The sequence below is a fragment of the Pseudarthrobacter sp. SL88 genome (assembly GCF_026672455.1).
Taxonomy (GTDB): domain Bacteria; phylum Actinomycetota; class Actinomycetes; order Actinomycetales; family Micrococcaceae; genus Arthrobacter.
Map to the genome: position 1 here is coordinate 930,244 of NZ_JAPPRD010000001.1, position 19,929 is coordinate 950,172.

Below are 19,929 nucleotides of genomic sequence, written 5' to 3' on the forward strand. Positions count from 1 at the left end.
AACGCAAGGATCGCCAATGACGACGACAATGCAAGCAGCAGTGGTCAACACCTTTGGCTCCGACCTCCAGGTCCAGGAGCTGCCCATCCCCACCCCCGGCCCGGGGGAGGCCCTCGTGAAGGTCCTCACCACCGGCGTCTGCCACACCGACCTCCATGCCGCGGAAGGCGACTGGCCCGTCAAGCCCACCCCGCCGTTCGTGCCCGGCCACGAAGGCGTCGGTGAGGTGGTGGCACTCGGCGAAGGCGTCACCGACCTCGCTGTCGGGGACATGGTGGGAAATGCCTGGCTGTGGTCCGCCTGCGGCGACTGCCAGTACTGCCGCACCGGCTGGGAGACCCTGTGCGAGGCACAACAGAACGGCGGCTACAGCGTGGACGGGTCCTTTGGCGAGTACATGCTCGTCAACACCCGGTACGCCGCCCGCATACCGGCGGGATCCGACCCCGTCGAGGTGGCGCCGGTGCTCTGCGCCGGCGTCACCGTCTACAAGGGCCTGAAGATGACGGAGGCGCAGCCCGGGCAGTGGGTCACCATCTCCGGGATCGGCGGGCTGGGCCATATTGCCGTGCAGTACGCCGTTGCCATGGGCCTTCGGGTGGCCGCCGTGGACATCGCCGACGACAAGCTCGCCCTGGCGAAGGCCCACGGTGCGGCCCTGACGGTCAATGCCCTGCACGAAGACCCGGCAGAGGTGATCCAGCGCGAGACAGGTGGTTGCCATGGGGTGCTGGTTACCGCGGTGCACCCTTCAGCGTTCGGGCAGGCCATCGGCATGGCGCGCCGTGGCGGCACCATTGTGTTCAACGGGCTGCCGCCGGGCGACTTTCCGGCACCGATCTTCGAGATTGTGCTCAAGGGCCTGACCGTCCGCGGCTCCATCGTGGGTACCCGGCAGGACCTGGAAGAGGCCCTGGACTTCTACGCGCAGGGAAAGATCCACCCCACCGTCTCAGTCCGGGAACTGTCCGAGGTCAACGCGGTCTTCGATGAGATGAAGCACGCAAAGATCGACGGCCGCGTGGTCCTGAGGTTCTGATGTCCCCGGAGAGCCTGCAGGCCGCCGTGACGCTGCCCGGGGAGGACTTCTCCCGGGTGGCGCTCACGCCGGACGCTGCGGACCTGCTGCGCCGGTTGTGGCTGCAGCACGGACCGCTGATGTTCCACCAGTCCGGCGGCTGCTGCGACGGATCCTCGCCGATGTGCTACCCGGCCGGCGACTTCCAGACCGGCGACGCGGACGTCCTGCTCGGGCTGTTCGACCTGTCCGACGGGCTGGAACCGCAGCCCCTCGAATTCTGGATGTCCCGGGAGCAGTTCAACTACTGGAGCCACACCCACCTGACCGTGGACGTGGTACCCGGCAGGGGCAGCGGCTTCTCAGTGGAGGCGCCGGAAGGCAAACGCTTCCTCATCCGCTCCACCCTGATGGACTGGCCGGCCTAAGCAGAAACCGGCGAAGCCTTTGATTCGGTTCAAAAGCGCTTGGGCCCCTCACTTTGAGGGTCCCAAGCGCTTTTGGCAGAACAAAGTTCTGCATTTTCCCTGTCTCATTATTCGGGACGATTGTGACCGTCCACTGGATGGACACTACGGTTGATAGGTCTGTTTCCTTCACAAATCAGGATTGTGATCCCTATGAACCTTCTCCGGACCAAGCCCATCGAGCAGTCGATCGCCGACGCCGATGAACCCGGACGCAAGCTCAAGCGTTCCCTCAGCACGTGGGACCTGATGATCATGGGCGTCGCTGTTGCCGTCGGCGCCGGCATTTTCTCCGTGGGTGCCAAAGCCGCCGCCAACTTCGCTGGCCCGGCCGTGACCGTGTCCTTCGCCATCGCTGCCGTTACCTGCGCGCTGGCCATCATGTGCTACGCCGAGTTCGCCACCGCCATTCCGGTGGCCGGCTCAGCCTACGTGTTCACCTACGCCACCATGGGTGAGCTCCTCGCCTGGATCATCGGCTGGAACCTGATCCTTGAGCTCTTCACGGCCGCGGCAGTGATCGCCAAATACTGGGGCATCTACCTCAGCAAGGTGTTCGCACTGATGGGCGCCGATGTTCCGCCGGCGCTGGCGATCGGCGGTGTGGACCTGTACTGGGGCGCCTTCCTGATCGTGGCCATCTTCACCGTACTGCTGGTGCTGGGAACCAAGCTCTCCGCCCGGGTGGGCAACATCTTCACCCTCATCAAGATCGGTGTCGTGCTCTTCGTGATCGTCGTGGGCTTCACCTACGTCAAGGTCGAAAACTACGCCCCCTTCGTCCCGGCAGCTGAGCCCACCGGCGGCACCGGCGCCGCAGACGTCCTGAAGCAGTCCTTCTTCGGCTTCCTGACCGGTGCAGCACCGGCGCAGTACGGCACCCTCGGCATCTTCGCCGGAGCCGCGCTGGTGTTCTTCGCCTTCATTGGCTTCGACGTTGTTGCCACCTCCGCCGAGGAAGTCAAGACCCCGCAGAAGACCCTTCCCCGTGGCATCTTCGGCGGCCTGGCCGTGGTGACGCTCCTCTACATCCTTGTCTCCCTGGCCCTGACCGGCATGGTGTCTTACACCCAGCTGGCCGAAGCGGACAACCCCACCCTCACCACCGCCTTCGAGGCCGTGGGCGATACCTCTGCCGCCAAGGTCATCGCTTTCGGGTCGCTGATCGGCCTGACCACAGTGATCATGGTGCTCCTCATGGGGCTGTCCCGCGTGGTCCTGGCCATGAGCCGCGACGGCCTCCTGCCGCGCTCCCTGTCCAAAACCAGTGACAAGCGCTCCACCCCGGTGCGCCTGCAGATCATCTGCGGTGCGGCAGTTGCCCTGGTGGCCGGCCTGACGAACGTTGACCTGCTTGAGGAAATGATCAACATCGGCACCCTCTCCGCCTTCGTGGTGGTGAGCCTGGGCATCCTGGTGCTGCGCCGCAAGCGCCCCGACCTGAAGCCGGCCTTCCGGGTTCCGTTCGGCAAGGTCCTGCCGGTGGTTTCTGCCGTGCTGTGCCTCTACCTGATGACCAACCTGGCCGTGGAGACCTGGATCTTCTTCGCCATCTGGCTGGCCATCGGCCTGGCAATCTACTTCGCCTACGGCCAGCGGCACTCACGCCTGAACGAACGGTTCAGCGCCGCCGACGCCGCAGTCAACGGCAGCGCCGCCGGATCCAAGTCCGGCGACGAGGACGAATTCACCCGCGCCTGACCTGCCCCTGCCAATGCCCGCCCGGCTGCCGTCCGGGCGGGCATTCGCATGTTCCGCTCCGGGATGGAGCCCGCTCTTAGGATGAATAAATGGCACGCCCCACACGACCCGAACGCAAAGCCGAACTGCTGGGCGCCATCCAGGACTATCTCATGGACAAGACCCTCACCCAGCTGACGTTCCGCAGCCTGGCCGAGGGGCTGGGCATGAGTTCCTACGTGCTGGTGTACCACTTCGGCAGCAGGGACCAGCTGATCAGCGACATTGTGGTGTCCATCGAGTCCAGGCTGGACCGGCTGCGCAGCACCGACGTGCGTGAGATCGACCGTGCAGCATGGCGTGCTTTCCTCCTCGATTCCTGGCAGTGGACCATGGCCCAGCGCAACCGGCACCTGACCCGCCTGGAGTTCGAGGCCGCAGCCCAGGACATCGTGGCGGCGGAACCACGCGGCACCTCCCGGGAGCATTTCCGCATGCTGCACCACCAGACGCGCGACTGGCTGATGGTGCAGGGCATCGAGGAAGAATTCGCGGATACCGACGCCCGGCTTTTCACGTCCACGTTCTACGGGCTGCAGTTCGACTTCGTGGTGATGAACGAGCCCGAGGCCGCCACCCGGGCCTTCGAACTGATGCTGACGGTGTTCTTCAACAACCTTGAGACCCGGCTGGCGGCCACCGGGCAGTAGGCGTCACGGGGCCGCGTACCGTCCCACCCACTCCACCAGGGGACGCAGCTCCCTCCACCTGCGGGCAATTTCTTCGCTGGCCGCCGTCGTGGATGCCCACCCGGGCTGCCCCAGCCCAACCCCGGCGGACAGCGACTTGTGCTTGAGCAGCTCCGCACGCGGATGGTCCTTGCTGAAACCCCGGGGGACTGTTTTGAGCTTCTCGCCCTCAATGGCGAACCCGGCCCCGGCCAGTGAATCCACGATGTCCTGCAGCCCGGCCCCGCTGGCAGAGGCATCTGCTGAGGCCCGGAACCGGGCCAGTTGGGCAGGCGTGTGCGAGTGGTAGCCGCCGCCCACCAGCAGCCCGTCGGCGCTGACCTGAAGGTAGAAGCCCACCCCTTCCTGCCGGGTGGCGAAGGCGCCCTGGGCCGTTTTGTACGGGGATTTGTCCTGTGAGAAACGCACGTCCCGGTAGGGACGGAACAGTTTGGCCGGCCCGAATTCGGGCTCAAGCCCGGCCAGGAGCAGCTCCAGCGGCTCGCGGACCGCGGAATCGTAGGTGGACTTGTGCTCCAGCCACCACTCGCGGTTGTTGTTGTCTTCGAGTTCCCCATAGAAGCGGAAGGCTTCCGGCGGAATCCCTGCGAAAGTGTCCATGTACGGAGCCTAGGGCCGGCAGGCACCGGGGAACAGCGGACCGGCGGCCGTATGTGCACAACGCGGAAGGCGCCGGCGCATATGTTGATAAACGCGGAACACCCCGCCCGGAAGAGTCCGTGGCGGGGTGTTCCCTTCATGCATGAACCGGGGACCTGCCCCGATGCCGGCGTGTTAGCCGATCTTGTTGGCTGCTTCGGCGTCGGAAACCGGCGCGGCACCCAGGTTGGCGCGCAGCTTGGCGCCGAGCTCGGCGTCAACGTTGGTCCAGTACTGGATGGCGCGTTCCTTGATGTCGGAGCGCTTTACGCCGCCCACGGCACCGGTGATGGTTTCGAGGAAGCGGGCTTTGGTGGCTTCGTCGTAGACCTCGCGGTACAGCGCACCGGCCTGGACGAAGTCGCCGTCCTCAGCGTGCAGGGAGTGCGCGGCGAGGGTCAGCTCGCCGTCGTTCTCCCAGCCGCCGGCCGTGTTCTGCGGCTCAACTGCAGCCGGGCCGCCGAAGGTGTTCGGGGCGTACACCGGAACGGAAGGTGCGTTGAACAGGAACCGCCCCTGGCCGTCCTGGCTGTAGTTGTTGACCTCGATCTTCGGCTGGTTCACCGGGATCTGGGCGTGGTTGGTGCCAACGCGGTAGCGGTGGGCGTCAGCGTAGGAGAAGATGCGGGCCTGCAGCATCTTGTCCGGTGATGCGGCGATGCCCGGCACGAAGTTCGACGGCGCAAAGGTGGCCTGTTCGATCTGCGCGAAGTAGTTCTCCGGGTTCCGGTTCAGCTCCATGGTGCCCACCTTGATCAGCGGGTAGTCAGCGTGCGGCCAGACCTTGGTCAGGTCGAACGGGTTGAAGCGGTAGGTCTTGGCATCCTCGTACGGCATGACCTGGACGTGCAGGTCCCAGGAGGGCAGGTTGCCGGCCTCGATGTTTTCGTGCAGGTCGCGGATGTAGAAGTCCGCGTCCGAACCGGCCAGTGCTTCGGCCTCGTCGGAAGTCATGTTCTTCACGCCCTGGTTGGACTTGAAGTGGTACTTGACCCAGAAACGCTCGCCCTCGGCGTTGATCCACTGGTAGGTGTGCGAGCCGTAGCCCTGCATTTCACGCCAGGAGGCCGGCAGGCCGCGGTCACCCATCAGCCAGGTGACCTGGTGGGCGGACTCGGGGGACAGGGTCCAGAAGTCCCACTGCATGTCGGCGTCGCGCAGGTGGGTGCCCGGCAGGCGCTTCTGGGAGTGGATGAAGTCCGGGAACTTGATGCCGTCGCGGATGAAGAACACCGGGGTGTTGTTGCCCACGAGGTCGTAGTTGCCCTCGCTGGTGTAGAACTTCACGGCGAAGCCGCGCGGGTCGCGCCAGGTGTCGGGGGAGCCGTTCTCGCCGGCAACGGAGGAGAAGCGGATCAGCATCTCGGTCTCGGCGCCCGGCTGCAGGAACGCGGCCTTGGTGTACTTGGAGATGTCCTCGGTGGCCTTGAACGTACCGAATGCGCCGCCGCCCTTGGCGTGCACTACGCGCTCCGGAACCCGCTCGCGGTTGAACTGGGCGAGCTTTTCCACCAGGTAGTGGTCAGTCAGGATGATGGCACCGTCGGCACCAACTGACTTCGAGTGGGCGTCGGACGTAACCGGTGCACCTGACTGGGTGGTCGAAATGGCAGTCATTGTTCTCCTATTTCTCGTTGATCTGCAGGGGAGGATTGAAAGTTTGTTTCTGGGACTGCTGGCAGTCCTGGCAGATGCCCTGGTACATGACATCGGCGATCTGAATGGTCATCGGCTTGGACTTTTCGTCCCAGCGCGGGGTCAGGCACGGGGCGTGGCCCACGGCGCAGTCCACATCCTCCACCCGCCCGCAGCTGATGCAGATGGCGTGGTGGTGGTTGTCGTCCACCCGCGTTTCATAGAGGGCGGGGGAGTGGGGAGGCTCGAACCGGCGGAGCATGTGCAGGTCCGTCAGGTCTCCGAGCACCACGTAGACGGACTGTGCCGTCAGTTCCGGAAGCTCGGTGCGGGCTGCAGCCAGGATGCTTTCGGCGGGGGAGTGGGGGTGGCGTTCGACGGCGGCGAGTACAGCGAGCCGCTGCTTGGTCACCCTGCGGCCGTGGGCACGCAGGGCTGCAGCCCAAGCGTCCTGGCCGTCAAAGTGTTCCGTCATGGAACCCATTAGACCACTTATTTTGACTATCTCACAATAAGGCGTGGCTTACTTTCAAAGCGTGGCGGACCTGCGGTTTTGCCGGCCGGGCGGGGGCAGCCCACTACTGTGGCAGGGTGGGGAAACTGCTGGCCGACATTACACCGCTGCGCGAAAGCCCGGAGTTCCGCCGGCTCTGGCTGGGTTCGGCGGTCTCTGCCGTTGGCAGCCAGCTCACCCTGGTGGCGGTGAGCCTCGAGGTTTATCGGCTGACCCAGGACAGCTTCTACGTGGGCCTGCTGGGCATCTTCGCGCTGGTTCCCCTGGTGATCGGCGGCCTCCTGGGCGGATCCATCGCGGATTCGCATGACCGGCGCAAGGTGGCGTTGCTGGCCACCAGCGTGCTGTGGCTGACCACCGGGCTCATTGCGCTGCAGTCCTGGCTGCACGTGGGGAACGTCTGGGTGCTCTATTTGCTGGTGGCGCTGCAGAGCGGTGCGCAGGCCATCAACCAGCCCGCCCGGAGCGCCATCATCCCGATGCTGATCCGCAAGGAACTCCTGCCCGCTGCCAATGCCCTCAGCATGCTGGTGTTTGGCCTCGCCATGACCGCCGGCCCGCTCCTGGCCGGCGTCCTGGTGGCCTGGGTCGGCTTCGGCTGGACCTACACCATCGACTTCGCGAGCTTCGCCTTCGTCCTCTGGGCCGTGTACCGGCTCCCGCCCCTGGCCCCGGCAGGTGCCCGCAGCAAGCCGGGCGTCAGGTCGGTCATCGAGGGGTTCCGCTTCCTGGGAACCCGGCCCAACCTACGGATGACCTTTGTGATCGACCTGGTGGCCATGATCCTGGCCCAGCCTCGCGCCCTGCTCCCCGCCGTCGCCGCGCTGATGATCGGCGGCGGCGAGGCGACGGTGGGCATCCTGCTCGCGTGCACCGCCGTCGGAGCCTTCCTCGCCGGCCTGTTCTCCGGGCCGCTGGGCACCGTGCGCGCCCAGGGCACCGCGGTGGTCTTCTCCGTGATGGGCTGGGGTGCGTCCATCGCAGGATTCGGCCTGGTGGTGCTCCTCGCCGGCAGGGCGGACGGCGAAACGGCCACGCCGTGGCTGCTGCCGGCAGCGCTGTGCTGCGTTCTGGCGGGCGTGGCCGACTCGGTCAGCAGCGTTTTCCGTAACACCATCCTCCAGGCCGCCACGCCGGACCACCTGCGCGGCCGGCTGCAGGGAGTGTTCATCGTGGTGGTGGCTGGCGGGCCGCGGGTTGGCGACCTCCTGGCCGGCGGCGCAACGAAGATCCTCAATGAGGGCTGGGTGCTGCTTTTCGGCGGGCTGCTCTGCATTGCAGGGGCCTGGACCGCGGCGAAGCTGCAGCCGGGTTTCCGCCGCTACGATGCGCGGAACCCGGCTCCGTAGCGGTCCGTTCCCTTAGTAAGGAGGAATCGTGCACAAACATCACAACGGGCTCAAGACCGCGGCACTGTTCGGCGTGCTCTGGGCAGTCCTGCTGGCTCTGGGCGCACTGATCGGGGCCGGGACGCGCAGCTCGGCGCCCATCTGGATCATGGCACTCGTGGGAGTCGGCACCACGTTCTACGGCTACTGGAACAGCGACAAGATCGCCATCCGTTCCATGCAGGCCTTCGAGGTCTCCGAAGCCCAGGCGCCGCAGCTGTACCAGGTAGTGCGGGAACTGTCCGCCCGGGCCAACCAGCCCATGCCGCGGATCTACGTCTCACCCACCATGAACCCCAACGCCTTCGCCACCGGCCGCAATCCGCAGAACGCCGCCGTCTGCTGCACCGAAGGCATCCTGCAGCTCCTGGATGCCCGCGAACTCCGCGGCGTTTTGGGCCACGAACTCATGCACGTCTACAACCGCGACATCCTCACCTCATCGGTGGCTGCCGCCGTCGCGGGCGTCATCACCTCGGTGGGCCAGATGCTGCTCTTCTTCGGCAGCGGCGACCGGCGCAACACCAACCCGTTGGCCATGATCGCCATGGCCCTGCTGGCGCCCTTTGCGGCGTCGCTGATCCAGATGGCCATCTCCCGCACCAGGGAGTACGACGCCGACGAGGACGGTTCGCAGCTCACCGGCGATCCGCTGGCGCTCGCCTCAGCCCTGGCAAAGATCGAGCGGGGCGTCACCATGGTTCCGCTGCCGCCGGACCAGCGGCTGGTCAATGCCTCCCACCTGATGATCGCCAACCCGTTCCGCGGCGGTGGCATGAACAAACTGTTCGCCACCCACCCGCCCATGCGGGACCGGATCGCGCGGCTGGAACGCATGGCCGGCCGGCCGCTGCAGTAGCCGGCGTCCCGCAGTCGGACGCCTGCCTGCCGCAGTTGACCGCCTGGTTGGCGACGCGCGAATCAGTCCATGACGCGCAAAAGGCCGGCGCCCCGGGATAGGGGTGCGCCGGCCTTTGTGCGCAGCGGCAGGACATTCTGCGCGTCGATAACGGCAGCTGCATGGGCCGCTGGATGTTCAGCTGCGGAAGTTCACGAACTGCAGGTCGGCTTCGTCGAAATCCTTCAGCAGCGCCATGGTGGCCTGAAGATCGTCGCGGGACTTGGAAGTCACGCGCAGCTCGTCACCCTGGATCTGGGACTTGACGGACTTGGGTGCTTCGTCGCGGATGATCTTGTTGATCTTCTTGGCGAGGTCCTGCGCGATGCCCTCCTTGATGGTGGATTCCAGGCGGAACTCCTTGCCCGAGGGGTAGGGCTCGCCGGTGTCCAGGGACTTCAGCGAAATGCCGCGGCGGATCAGCTTGGACTGGAGGACGTCCAGCACGGCAAGGACGCGCTCTTCCGAGTTGGCTTTCATGAGGATCTTCTCGCCGCTGAAGTCCACCTCGGCCCCCACGCCCTTGAAGTCGTAGCGCTGGGCCAGTTCCTTCTGTGCCTGGTTCAGGGCGTTGGCCACTTCCTGCTTGTCCACTTTGCTTACGACGTCGAACGTTGACTCGCCTGCCATGACTCTCCTTATTCCGGCTGGAGCCCCGTCCGCGGACAGGGCACTATTCACTGCATTCCAGACTAGTACGGTTGCTTCCCGCCGGGGGGGCCGAAGATTCACAGTTCCCTCTCAGCGGACACCCTGAGGGAACGAAGGCGGGGTGGGAACAGTTGTATGTGTTGGAAAGTCGCGAAGGGAACCACCATGCACCGCAAGGCCGTCAGTTACGTCACCCGGACTACTTCGGCGGCTGCAGGAGCAGTGGCAACGGCAGCAACGTCCGTAGCGGCAGCAGCTGTCGCAGCGTCCATCGTCTTCAGCCCGGTGGCTGACGCATCCTCGCGGATGGCAGGAGTCAGCGAGGACCTGTTGCGGGCCGTGCAGCTGAACCAGATCACCGAGGAACAGGCCATCAAGTTTGAGGCCAGGCTGGCCGGAAGGATCGCGGGCGAGGCCTGAAGCGCCCCCGTTTTCCGCGCCGTTCCGGGCTTTCCGGGGCATCCGGCCACCCGATTCGATTCTTGGGCGGAAGTTCTGTAAAGTTGTCTTGCCCGCGGTTACTGGAAGCGGAACGGACCGGACTGGAAACAGAAAAGGTGTGTTTCGCAGACTGTAGCCTGGGTCTTCTTATGAAGTTCGGCAGATTACCCGAGCGGCCAAAGGGGGCTGACTGTAAATCAGCTGGCAACGCCTACGGGGGTTCGAATCCCTCATCTGCCACCCAAGGAGAAGCCTCCGGAACCAACAGGTTCCGGAGGCTTTTTCGTTCCCCGGGACACCTTCTCCCGCTTCAGCTGACGCCTGATCCGCCGCGGCAGCCCGCCGTCGACATCCGTGTTGGACCGGGCGTAGTCTGGCACCATCGGCGCACGTGCCCCGATGCCCTGCGTCGATATTCCATCGATGAAGGAGGATTCAATGAGTGCTGTACGCGAATTCATGACCACTGATGCGCGATGTATCAAGGAAAATGAGTCCCTCGTGGAAGCTGCCCGGACAATGCGGGACATGGATTGCGGCTCGCTGCCCATCTGTGGCGACGACGGCAAGCTGAAAGGCATGATCACCGACCGCGACATCGTGCTCAAGTGCGTGGCCGCCGGCCGGGACCCGGGGCAGGTGATGGCCCGCGAGCTCGCCTCCGGCACGCCGCACTGGATCGACGCCGACGCCAACGTGGATGCTGCCATCGACATGATGGAAAAGCACCAGATCCGCAGGCTTCCGGTAATCGCCGACCATAAACTCGTCGGCATCATCAGCCAGGGTGACATTGCCCGGAACTACTCCGAGCACCGTGTGGGCGAACTGGTGGAACACATTTCGGAGCGCCACGGGGTGTAGCCGGCTCACCATTTCATGGCCTTGTCCGCGGATCCCGACCCTCAAGGTCCGGGCCCGCGGACAAGCTTCTGAGAACCCGTCGGGTTCTAAGCCCCGTCAGTTCAGCGCAATCACCAGCATCTGGCTGGTTCCCGGAATGCAGGTCTGCAGGATGGCCCGGGGGAAGCCGCCGAAAACGGCGATGACGTCATTGGTGGTACCGGGGTTGGGAACCTGGCCCCGGCCCGTCACCTTGTACGTCCCGTAGCCCGGGATGCTCACGGTCTCGCCGACACCGATGCCGGAGAACCTTGCCCAGCCGCCGCAGAAGTCGTGCTCGGTGATGAAGAGCGAGTAGCCGTCGTTCGGGGTGTAGTGGATGGGGCCGATGCAGGCATCCACCATGGACTGCCCGCCGGCGCCGGCAACATAGATGGTGCGGACAGCAGGGGCGGCCGGCGCAACGGGCCCGGCAACCGGTGCGGCAACGGGTGCTGGTGCCGGTGCAGCGGCGACGGGTGCCGGCGCTGCTGCAGGGCTGGCCGCGGGAGCAGCCGCAGGCACAGCCACCGCGGGACCGGACAACACGAGAACCTGCCCGGGAACGATGATGCTGTAGGAACCCAGACCGTTGGCGGCCAGCATGGCGTTCATCTCGACGCCGTACCTGCCGGCAATGGCGCCGACGGTGTCGCCCGCCACCACCGTGTACCGATTGGAATCGGCCGCAGGTGCAGGTGCAGGTGCAGGTACGGGCTCGGGAGCCGGCGCGGGGACCGGACCGGGTGCGGAGGCGGGGGCCGCGGCAGCCCCGGCCGGGGGTGCCGGCGCGGCAGCCGGGGAAACCTGCCCCGACGGAGCGGCATGCGCCTCCCCGGCAGCGGCGGGTTGCGCTGCAGGTGCGGCGTTGGCAACCTGGCCGGCCGCCGTCGTGCCCTGAGTCGGCGAACTTGCGACAGGGGTGGACGGTCCTGCTAAGGCTCCTACCCCCACAGCCGCCACTACTGCCGCAGTTGCCATCCCGGCCCAGAGCCTGTTGCTGATAGCCGGGCGGCCGGGCGTGATGGTGTCGCGGGGTTCGTCGGTGGCGAAGCTTCTGCTGCTGGGATCGGTGGTGACATACGGCTGGTTCATGGTGGCCCATCCGGGTGCGCTCCCGCCGGCCGGGCGCAAAATGCCGGCGGCGGCAGCAAGGATTAAGATCTGACGCGCCGTGGCCGCCAATAGCGGGGGCCGCGCGATGCGTGCGATGAGGCCGGCCGCATACCCAGAAAATGCGGGGGGCTCCTTGTGGCGGCGGAGGGCCCGGGGGAGCAAACCCGGGGAACCGCCGGTGCGTGGTTCTTTCCTAGGAGTCCCGAGTCTAGGAACCCGGGGAACAGCCCGGCATCAGTAGGACTTACCCGACTTTTCCAGCCGGCTACTTGGCCGCCGCCGGCCCGCGTACTCAGGAACCGGCCGCCGCATATCTGCGGGCACCGTTTAGACGGTCCGGTTTTCCTTCAGCTCAGCGATTTCCCGGCGGAGTGCGGAGATCTCGGCCACCAGCTCCGCAACCTCGGCGCGGACGGGTTCCTCGACGGCCTCGGCCACTGACTCCGCCGTGTCCTCCACCCGCTGCACCAGCCACGAAGCAATCGATGCGGTGACCACGCCGAGCACCGCAATTCCGCTCATCATCAGCGCGGCCGCCACCAACCGGCCGATCGGGGTCACCGGGTAGAGGTCGCCGTAGCCCACGGTGGTGATGGTGGTGATGGCCCACCAGAGCGCGTCCCCGAAGGTGACAATCTTGGCGTCCGGTGCCGACTGCTCCACGTCCAGGACGGCGAGCGCACCCACAAAGATGAGCATTCCCGCGGAACCGGCCACGTAAGTAACTACGCGGCCCCGCAGGGTCTCGCCCACCGTCCGGTGGAGCACGGACAGCAGCGTGACCAGCCGGAGCAGGCGCAGCGGCCGGAAGAACGGAAGGGCCACGATGAGCAGTTCGTGGAGGTTGCGGACGAACCAGTCCCACCGTCGGGGTGCCAGCCACAGGTTGGCCGCATAGTCGACGGCAAACACTATCCAGGTGGCCCACATGACGGCTTCCAGCCAGCTCGCGCCGCTGCCTTCAAGACGGCCGATCACCTGCCACGCGTAGGCTGCCAGGAAGATGAGCGCAGTGCCCATCAGCGGCCATTCCGCCAGGTCCCGGTAGCGTTGGTGCGTCATGCTGGAAATCCTACGTGCACGGCCGGCTTCAGTGACCTCCAGACCGCGCCGCTCCAGTAAAGTTACCAGCGGGTAACATCGAGTCATGCACCTTCTCCTGAGGACCCTGCTCCTGCTGTTCCGTTCAGCCCGCCGCCGTCCGCTCACCGTATGGGACAGTGCTTCGCTGCCGCTGCGGGTCCTGCCCACGGACATCGATATCGCGATGCACGTCAACAACGGCATGTACCTGTCCCTCATGGACCTGGGCCGGTTCGACCTGATGGTGCGCAGCGGCGTGTGGAAGCGGATGCGGCGACGTGGCTGGAGCCCCGTGGTGGCGGCCGAGACCATTGCCTTCCGGAAGTCGCTGCAGCTGTGGCAGCAGTACACCATCGAGACCCGGATCATCGGGCTGGACACCAAGGCCATCTTCTTTGAGCAGCGGATGGTGGCCGGCGGCGAAATTTACGCGCGTGCCTACATCGCCACCCGGCTGGTCAGCAGGTCCGGTCCGGTCAGCCAGGAGGAGATCCTCCGCGAGTTCGGCCAGCCGCCCGCGGACCTGGTGCTGCCCGAGTGGATCCACGAATGGCGCGAATCCAGCCAGTTGCCCGGCAGCCGCACGCCGGCTCCACACACCTGGGCATAACCACCGGCCCTGACGCCAGCCCGTAACGGGTCCTAATGAGCGGTGCCTGCTACGCGCCGACGTCGCGCTGTTCAAGGGCGACGGCGGCCAGCGCCACCAGTGCCGCGGAAATGCCCCAGAGCCACCCGGCCGAGGCCCAGTCGGCCCCATTGACCATGGGGGAGTTGCCGTAGGCCCAGTGGTAGGGGCTGACCTTGAGCAACCACTCAACGTCCGGGCTTTGCCTGCCAACGGCGTTGAACACGTATCCGAGCACCGCCACCGCCGCTCCGGCCGCGAGTCCGTACGTGCGGCGTCCGGTCGCCGCACCGGCGAACAGCGCCGAGGTCCCCGTGAGCAGGCCAAGCCCGGCGAACAGCACCACCGTACCGAAGAGGTTGGCAGGATCGATGTCCAGCTGCGAGGGGCCGTTCAGCAGGGAGACGATGACGAAAGCCAGGGCGGCCAGCACCAGCACCCGCAACAGCAGCGCGAGCGCGCGTTCCAGGACCACCTGCACCCTCCGCACGCCATGGGCCAGGGTCAGTTCGAGCTGTCCCGACTCCTCATCGCCGCCCACGGCAGCAGCGCCCCAGGCCACGGTGGCGATGCTCATGAGAAGGAAACCAATCAGCCCGAACAAAGTGGCCTGCGCGTAACCGGGCCCGGAGGCGATCTGGTCGTAGTTCAGGGCGCGGGTCATCTCCGCCGGCAGGGCGTTGATCATTTCCTGCATTTGGTCACTGCCGCCGATGGAGGGGTAGAGCGGGAGATACAGGAACGCCGCCGCAGCGAGCCCGGCGGCCCAGGCAAGGGTGGAGCGCCACGAGTCGACGAAGGCCCGCCGGAACAGTGGAAGCGTGGTACCCGCGGGATGCCTCACCGGACTTCCTTCCGTGGCATGGCGTACATCTTCAGCACGGACTCCTCAAGGTCGGGCTCCTCCAGCACAAGATCGGTCAGCTCAAGCCGTCCCAGCGCATGGAGCAGCGGCTGGATGGCGCCTTCGAGGACCGCGGACAGGGTGACGCCGCCGTTGGACTCCAGCACCTCGACGTTCCCGATGCCTGGCACCGCCGTGAGCAGCGCAACGGCGTCGGGCGCCGCTGTGTGGGAGGCCGTGAAGCGGAGGTGCCGCACTGCGCTTTCCCGCAGCCCGGTCACGGATTCCACGGCGATGATGCGGCCGTCGCGGAGGATGGCCACCGTGTCAGCGGTCTGCTGGATCTCGCTGAGGACGTGGGAGCTGAGGAAAACGGTCTGGCCGTTGCGGCGGGCCTCGCGCAGCATGGCGTGGAACTCCTGCTGGATCAGGGGGTCCAGCCCGCTGGTGGGCTCGTCCAGCACCAGCAGTTCCGGCTGGTGCATGAAGGCCTGCACCAGCCCGAGTTTTTGCTTGTTGCCCTTGGACAGCTTGCGGGTGTGCCGGTCCAGGTCGAGGTCCAGCCGCTGCGCGAGTTCATTAATCCTGCCGGGCGGCACAGGTCCGCTGACCGCCTCGTAGTGGGACAGCAGCTTCCGCCCTGTCACCCTGCCTTCGAGGAAGAGCTCGCCCGGGAGGTAGCCGATGCGGCGGCGCAGGTCCGGCCCGCCCGCCCGGGGGTCCTGGCCCAGGACCCGCACTTCACCGCCGTTGGGCCGGATGATGTCCAGGAGGCAGCGCATGGTGGTGGTCTTGCCCGCGCCGTTGGGGCCGATCACACCGAAAACACTGCCCGCCTGCACCTCAAAGTCGACGCCGTGCAGGACTTCGCGGCGGCCGAAGCTCTTGGTCAGGGAATGCGCGGATACCGCGATGTCCATGGTGCCCTCCCGGGTGCCGCTGCGGGGCTGATGACCACAGGGTAGGCCCACGGAGCGGCTGTGTACATGCGCAGGGCCGGGTTATTCCCGATGACGCGTCCAGCGAACAGCCCAGCACGGCGGCGGCATCACGCGTACCGTTGTTCCATGGCTACCCTTGACATCACAGGTGAACAGTTCGCATCGACGATCGAAGGCAACGACATTGTCCTGGTCGACTTCTGGGCGGAATGGTGCGGCCCCTGCAAGCAGTTCGGGCCCACGTACTCAGCTGTTTCCGAGAAGCACCCGGATGTCCTCTTCACCAAGGTGGACACCGAAGCCGAGCAGCAGCTCGCCGCGGAGGCAGGCATTTCCTCCATCCCCACCCTGATGGCTTTCCGCGAAAAGGTGCTGGTGTTCTCCCAGCCCGGCGCGCTGAACGCCCAGCAGCTGGAGCAGGTGGTGGACGCCGTGAAGGCCCTGGACATGGAGGAAGTCCATGCCCACGTGGCCAAGCAGCGCGAAGAGGCTTCAGCCGCAGCCAAGCCCTCGGGGCCCCAGGACGGCTCGCAGATCCCGGACCTGTAAAGAATCCTTAAACAAAAAGAGCGGGACCTCCCTGTGGGAGGTCCCGCTCTTTTGGTTTCAATGGCCTGCTAGATGCGTTCCACCTTGACGGGCTCGGCCAGCAGTGCGCTCAGCGATTCGTTGAGGTCCTGCACCGCGGTGCCCTTCGAATGCTTCTCCAGGTCCTCCTCCGAAGCCCACTGTTCGGTCAGCACCAGCTTTTCCTCAGTGGCTTCCGTCAGTTCGTAGCGGATGCAGCCCGGCTCGTTCACCACCTCGTCGATGGCGATTTCCAGGGCCAGCTTCACGCGGAAGAACTCGCCCTCGTTGGGGATGAACGTTGCCTGCAGGTCGATCGGTGCACTCATGGCTTTCACAATACCGGGCAGCGGCGCCGCTTCCCGCCGTGTTGCGGCGGACATGCGATCCGGATGCTGTCATTGCCGCCGCCCTGTTGGTAGCGTGCCTGCATGCGTGCTTACACAGCCGGGGACACTGACGTTCCGCTGCTCGAGGAGACCATCGGCTCGAACTTCGAGCGGGTGGCCGCCAGGTTCCCGTACCACGATGCCCTGATCGAGGCGGCTCCGGTACCGGGCGCCGACGCGCGCCGCTGGAGCTACAGCAAGATGAACGACGACGTCGACCGGCTGGCCCGCGCGCTCCTCGCCCTGGGCGTGGCCAAGGGGGAGCGGGTGGGCATCTGGAGTCCCAACTGCGCCGAATGGACGCTGCTGCAGTACGCCACCGCGAAAGTGGGAGCCATCCTGGTCAACGTGAACCCCGCGTACCGCAGCCACGAGCTTGAATTCGTGGTGAAACAGAACGGGATGCGGACGCTTGTGACCGCGCCTTCGGACACCAACAGCGATTATGTGGCCATGGCACGGAAGGCGCTCGCCGGCTCCCCGGAACTGCGGGAACTGGTGTTCCTGCCGGTTCCGGGCGGGGACGTGGACGACGCCGTGTCCCCGCTCAGCGACGCCGAGCTGACGTACGCCGAGCTGCTCAAGCGGGCTGACGCCGTCGGGCACTCCGCCCTGAAGGCGCGGATGGCGGAACTGGATCCGCACGATCCCATCAACCTGCAGTACACCTCCGGCACCACGGGGTTCCCCAAGGGAGCCACCCTCACGCACCACAACATCCTGAACAACGGCTTCGCCATCGGGGAACTGCTGGGCTACACCGAGCACGACCGTGTGGTGATCCCGGTGCCGTTCTACCACTGCTTCGGGATGGTGATCGGCAACCTCAACGCCCTGAGCCACGGTGCCGCCACCATCATCCCGGGCCGCGGGTTCTCGCCGGCCGCGGCGCTGGAAGCGGTACAGGATTTCGGCGGGACGTCCCTGTACGGGGTGCCGACCATGTTCATCGCCGAGCTCGCGCTGCCCGACTTCGCCTCCTACGACCTCTCTACCCTGCGCACCGGGGTGATGGCGGGTTCGCTGTGCCCCATCGAGGTGATGAACCACGTCATCGCGGACATGAACATGACGGACGTGGCCATCTGCTACGGCATGACCGAGACGTCGCCGGTGTCCACCATGACGCGAAAGGGCGACACCCTGCAGCACCGGACCGAAACGGTGGGCCGGACCATGCCGCACCTGGAGAGCAAAATCGTGGACCCCGTGTCCGGCGCGGTGGTGGAGCGCGGGGAGATCGGCGAACTCTGCACCCGCGGCTACGCGGTGATGGACGGGTACTGGAACCAGCCGGACAAGACCGCGGAGGCCATCGACGCCGAGGGCTGGATGCACACCGGAGACCTCGCCCGGATGGATGCCGACGGGTACGTGCTGGTGGAGGGCCGGATCAAGGACATGGTGATCCGCGGCGGCGAGAACATCTACCCCCGTGAAATCGAGGAGTTCCTCTATACCCACCCGGCGGTCCAGGACGTCCAGGTGATCGGTGTGCCGGACGAAAAGTACGGGGAGGAACTGATGGCCTGCATCATCCTCAAGCCCGGCGCCGAACCGCTGGATGCCGCGGCGGTGGCCGACTTCTGCCGCGGGCAGCTGGCCCACTACAAGGTGCCCCGCTACGTCGAGATCCGCAGCAGCTTTCCCATGACGGTCTCGGGGAAGATCCGCAAGGTGGAGATGCGGCAGGAGGCGGTGGCCCGGCTGGGCCTGTAACCCTTCTGCCGTTCCTGCGGCGCAGCCCTACTTTGCCCCGCGGGCACCCCGGCGGGATGCCCGCGCGGCGGCAAACGCCAGGACGACGGCGGCGGCGAGCGTGGCTGCCACGAGCAGCGGGCGGAAGCCGGCGGCGCTTTTTTCCGGGCTGTGGGCGGGAGGCCCGCCTGATGATGGGGCGGATCCCGCTGTTGTGACTTCGTCCGGCGACAACTTCCATTCGGAGGCGGCGGGGAGGGTGCCCGGGGGCAGCTTTTCGTTCCGGAGTTCCCGCCGCAGTTCGAGCTGTTCCCTCACGTCCCCGGTGGGCGCGGGCACCGCATCATCAGCGGCCAGGGCGGAGGGGAGGTCGACGATGTATGGCTTCCCGTAGAACGCGGCGGACGCCACCGAGTCCAGCCAGGTGGCTGGCGGGGACTGGACGCCACGGCGGGCGAATTCTGCCCGGAGCCTCTCTTTGATCTCCTCGAGGTCGTTGCCTTCCGCATCCCGGGTGACGTCGAAGATGGCCAGTTGAAGCTGGACATGGCTGTCCTCTTCGGGCTCGTTGGTACCGGGGGTCGCATTCGTTGCCGCATCCATCCGGAAACCTTACCCATCTGAGTGCCGCCTAAGCGTTGAGTCCGGTGGCTAGTGCCCGCGGTGGTCCTGGATGGTCATCCGGGGGCCGAAGGTCGGCTTGCGGAAGCCGGTGCTCTGGATCATCCGTACTACCCGCTGCCGCTGCCCGTTCCAGGGTTCGAGCAGGCGGAGCATTCCGGCGTCGTCGGTCCGGCGTCCGGTCAGGGCTGCCCCTACGTAGGCCGCCAAATGGTAGTCACCCACGGCGATGGAGTCCGGGCAGCCATGGGTCCGCTGCACCACTTCAGCCGCCGTCCAGATTCCGATGCCCGGAATGGTCTGCATCTTCAGGCCTGCCTCGGCTGCAGGCAGCCCGGCCAGCCGTTCAAGCGCGACGGCGGAGCGCAGCGCCCGCATGACCGTGGCCGAACGCTGGGGTCCGACACCGGCCTTGTGCCACTCCCAGCTGGGAACCTGCAGCCATTGCGTGGCCGTGGGCGGCACCAGCAGACCCTTGGGTGTTGACGTGCCGGCCGGCGGAGCAGGCGTTCCGTATCGCTGCACCAGGTACCGGTACCCCCGCCGGGCCTCAATGACGGTGACCTTCTGCTCCAGGATGATGGGCACCAGCTGGTCGACCATCCGGCCACTGGCGGGAAGCCGCAGCGCCTGGCTCCGCCGCCGGGCTTCGCGGACCATCCGGGGCAGTGTGGCGTGGAAGTCCGGCTCGTCGAAGCCGGACCAGTCGTCCTCTGCGCCCATCAGCCGGGGAGCTGCCCGTGCCGCCAGTTCGGCGCCCGGTCCCCACGCCTGGACGTCCACCCGGGCAGGGACCCGGGGGCCGTCGTCGTGCGCCCCGGCGGCAGTACCTCCTACCGGGCTGAGCCGCAGCGTGGCCGGCCCGTCCGGCGTGGTGAACGCGTTCCAGATGACGTCTCCCTGGACGCTGAAGGAGGGGTCGCTGTGGCCGCGCAGCAGCGGGCCAAGGGTTCGGGCCAGGCTGTAGGAGCCCTCCGGGTACCAGCACAGGGACACGTCCGCGCCGGCGGCAAGCCGGGAAGGTGCTGCTGCGATGGTCATGCCTTAATCGTCCCACGGCCCTGCGACAAGGCGGCCCCT

The 19,929-nt window shown here is 66.4% G+C and carries 22 protein-coding genes and 1 tRNA gene; 12 read left to right on the plus strand and 11 right to left on the minus strand.

Annotation, left to right across the window (positions count from 1 at the left end):
- The first annotated feature begins 16 nt into the window (after positions 1-16).
- The 4 genes from adhP to OVA06_RS04230 all read left to right on the plus strand — a co-directional run bounded on the left by adhP (position 17) and on the right by OVA06_RS04230 (position 3,875).
- Complete coding sequence (gene adhP, locus OVA06_RS04215; RefSeq protein WP_268156550.1) at positions 17-1,039, plus strand: alcohol dehydrogenase AdhP; 1,023 nt, start codon at positions 17-19, stop codon at positions 1,037-1,039.
- Complete coding sequence (locus tag OVA06_RS04220) at positions 1,039-1,446, plus strand: DUF779 domain-containing protein (RefSeq protein WP_268156551.1); 408 nt, start codon at positions 1,039-1,041, stop codon at positions 1,444-1,446. The genes adhP and OVA06_RS04220 overlap by 1 nt, the downstream gene beginning before the upstream one ends.
- A gap of 192 nt (positions 1,447-1,638) precedes the next feature.
- A complete protein-coding gene (locus OVA06_RS04225; protein WP_268156553.1) occupies positions 1,639-3,186 on the plus strand; it encodes an amino acid permease in 1,548 nt (515 codons plus the stop codon).
- Positions 3,187-3,275: 89 nt separating this feature from the next.
- Positions 3,276-3,875: a TetR/AcrR family transcriptional regulator gene (locus OVA06_RS04230; protein ID WP_056075597.1), complete on the plus strand. Its 600-nt coding sequence runs from the start codon at positions 3,276-3,278 to the stop codon at positions 3,873-3,875.
- 3 nt (positions 3,876-3,878) lie between these two features.
- On the opposite strand, the gene OVA06_RS04235 is transcribed toward OVA06_RS04230, so the two are convergent.
- The 3 genes from OVA06_RS04235 to OVA06_RS04245 all read right to left on the minus strand — a co-directional run bounded on the left by OVA06_RS04235 (position 3,879) and on the right by OVA06_RS04245 (position 6,663).
- The gene (locus OVA06_RS04235; protein ID WP_268156554.1) at positions 3,879-4,514 is read right to left on the minus strand and encodes a DUF2461 domain-containing protein; all 636 of its coding nucleotides are present in this window, start codon (positions 4,512-4,514) and stop codon (positions 3,879-3,881) included.
- A 174-nt stretch (positions 4,515-4,688) separates the two neighbouring features.
- Positions 4,689-6,170 carry a catalase gene (locus OVA06_RS04240; protein WP_268156556.1) on the minus strand — a complete coding sequence of 494 codons (1,482 nt, stop codon included), beginning with the start codon at positions 6,168-6,170 and terminating at the stop codon, positions 4,689-4,691.
- Positions 6,171-6,177: 7 nt separating this feature from the next.
- Positions 6,178-6,663, minus strand: a complete 486-nt coding sequence (locus tag OVA06_RS04245) for a Fur family transcriptional regulator (RefSeq protein ID WP_268160631.1) — start codon at positions 6,661-6,663, stop codon at positions 6,178-6,180.
- A 116-nt stretch (positions 6,664-6,779) separates the two neighbouring features.
- Here OVA06_RS04245 and OVA06_RS04250 point away from each other — a divergent pair, with 116 nt between their 5' ends.
- A complete protein-coding gene (locus OVA06_RS04250; RefSeq protein WP_268156558.1) occupies positions 6,780-8,051 on the plus strand; it encodes an MFS transporter in 1,272 nt (423 codons plus the stop codon).
- Between the two features lie 28 nt (positions 8,052-8,079).
- Complete coding sequence (htpX, locus tag OVA06_RS04255; RefSeq protein WP_268156560.1) at positions 8,080-8,949, plus strand: zinc metalloprotease HtpX; 870 nt, start codon at positions 8,080-8,082, stop codon at positions 8,947-8,949.
- 177 nt (positions 8,950-9,126) lie between these two features.
- Here the strand turns inward: htpX and OVA06_RS04260 are convergent, their stop codons facing one another.
- On the minus strand, positions 9,127-9,618 hold the full coding sequence (locus OVA06_RS04260; protein WP_056075583.1) for a YajQ family cyclic di-GMP-binding protein: 492 nt from the start codon (positions 9,616-9,618) through the stop codon (positions 9,127-9,129).
- Between the two features lie 186 nt (positions 9,619-9,804).
- On the opposite strand from OVA06_RS04260, the gene OVA06_RS04265 reads away from it, so the two are divergent.
- The 3 genes from OVA06_RS04265 to OVA06_RS04275 all read left to right on the plus strand — a co-directional run bounded on the left by OVA06_RS04265 (position 9,805) and on the right by OVA06_RS04275 (position 10,944).
- A complete protein-coding gene (locus tag OVA06_RS04265) occupies positions 9,805-10,059 on the plus strand; it encodes a hypothetical protein (RefSeq protein WP_056075580.1) in 255 nt (84 codons plus the stop codon).
- Positions 10,060-10,238: 179 nt separating this feature from the next.
- Positions 10,239-10,320: transfer RNA gene (locus tag OVA06_RS04270), tRNA-Tyr, on the plus strand.
- 198 nt (positions 10,321-10,518) lie between these two features.
- The gene (locus OVA06_RS04275) at positions 10,519-10,944 is read left to right on the plus strand and encodes a CBS domain-containing protein (RefSeq protein ID WP_045729515.1); all 426 of its coding nucleotides are present in this window, start codon (positions 10,519-10,521) and stop codon (positions 10,942-10,944) included.
- Between the two features lie 96 nt (positions 10,945-11,040).
- On the opposite strand, the gene OVA06_RS04280 is transcribed toward OVA06_RS04275, so the two are convergent.
- Complete coding sequence (locus OVA06_RS04280; RefSeq protein WP_268156562.1) at positions 11,041-12,057, minus strand: LysM peptidoglycan-binding domain-containing protein; 1,017 nt, start codon at positions 12,055-12,057, stop codon at positions 11,041-11,043.
- A gap of 348 nt (positions 12,058-12,405) precedes the next feature.
- Positions 12,406-13,140 (minus strand): potassium channel family protein, encoded by a 735-nt coding sequence (locus OVA06_RS04285; protein WP_268156564.1) that lies wholly within the window; start codon positions 13,138-13,140, stop codon positions 12,406-12,408.
- A gap of 85 nt (positions 13,141-13,225) precedes the next feature.
- Between OVA06_RS04285 and OVA06_RS04290 the strand changes: the two genes are divergently transcribed.
- Positions 13,226-13,771, plus strand: coding sequence for an acyl-CoA thioesterase (locus OVA06_RS04290; RefSeq protein ID WP_268156566.1), 546 nt, complete (start codon positions 13,226-13,228; stop codon positions 13,769-13,771).
- Positions 13,772-13,820: 49 nt separating this feature from the next.
- Here OVA06_RS04290 and OVA06_RS04295 read toward each other — a convergent pair whose 3' ends face one another.
- Positions 13,821-14,633 carry an ABC transporter permease subunit gene (locus OVA06_RS04295; protein WP_268156568.1) on the minus strand — a complete coding sequence of 271 codons (813 nt, stop codon included), beginning with the start codon at positions 14,631-14,633 and terminating at the stop codon, positions 13,821-13,823.
- The gene (locus OVA06_RS04300) at positions 14,630-15,553 is read right to left on the minus strand and encodes an ABC transporter ATP-binding protein (RefSeq protein WP_261619262.1); all 924 of its coding nucleotides are present in this window, start codon (positions 15,551-15,553) and stop codon (positions 14,630-14,632) included. The genes OVA06_RS04295 and OVA06_RS04300 overlap by 4 nt, the downstream gene beginning before the upstream one ends.
- Positions 15,554-15,700: 147 nt before the next feature.
- On the opposite strand from OVA06_RS04300, the gene OVA06_RS04305 reads away from it, so the two are divergent.
- Positions 15,701-16,123, plus strand: coding sequence for a thioredoxin family protein (locus OVA06_RS04305; RefSeq protein ID WP_015937931.1), 423 nt, complete (start codon positions 15,701-15,703; stop codon positions 16,121-16,123).
- Between the two features lie 68 nt (positions 16,124-16,191).
- Here OVA06_RS04305 and OVA06_RS04310 read toward each other — a convergent pair whose 3' ends face one another.
- On the minus strand, positions 16,192-16,470 hold the full coding sequence (locus tag OVA06_RS04310) for a putative quinol monooxygenase (protein ID WP_261619261.1): 279 nt from the start codon (positions 16,468-16,470) through the stop codon (positions 16,192-16,194).
- A 102-nt stretch (positions 16,471-16,572) separates the two neighbouring features.
- Between OVA06_RS04310 and OVA06_RS04315 the strand changes: the two genes are divergently transcribed.
- Positions 16,573-18,249: an AMP-binding protein gene (locus OVA06_RS04315; RefSeq protein ID WP_056075562.1), complete on the plus strand. Its 1,677-nt coding sequence runs from the start codon at positions 16,573-16,575 to the stop codon at positions 18,247-18,249.
- 27 nt (positions 18,250-18,276) lie between these two features.
- On the opposite strand, the gene OVA06_RS04320 is transcribed toward OVA06_RS04315, so the two are convergent.
- Together OVA06_RS04320 and OVA06_RS04325 are read right to left on the minus strand one after the other, a co-directional pair.
- Positions 18,277-18,831: a hypothetical protein gene (locus OVA06_RS04320; protein WP_261619260.1), complete on the minus strand. Its 555-nt coding sequence runs from the start codon at positions 18,829-18,831 to the stop codon at positions 18,277-18,279.
- A 48-nt stretch (positions 18,832-18,879) separates the two neighbouring features.
- Positions 18,880-19,890 carry a DNA-3-methyladenine glycosylase family protein gene (locus OVA06_RS04325; protein ID WP_268156571.1) on the minus strand — a complete coding sequence of 337 codons (1,011 nt, stop codon included), beginning with the start codon at positions 19,888-19,890 and terminating at the stop codon, positions 18,880-18,882.
- Positions 19,891-19,929 lie beyond the last annotated feature (39 nt).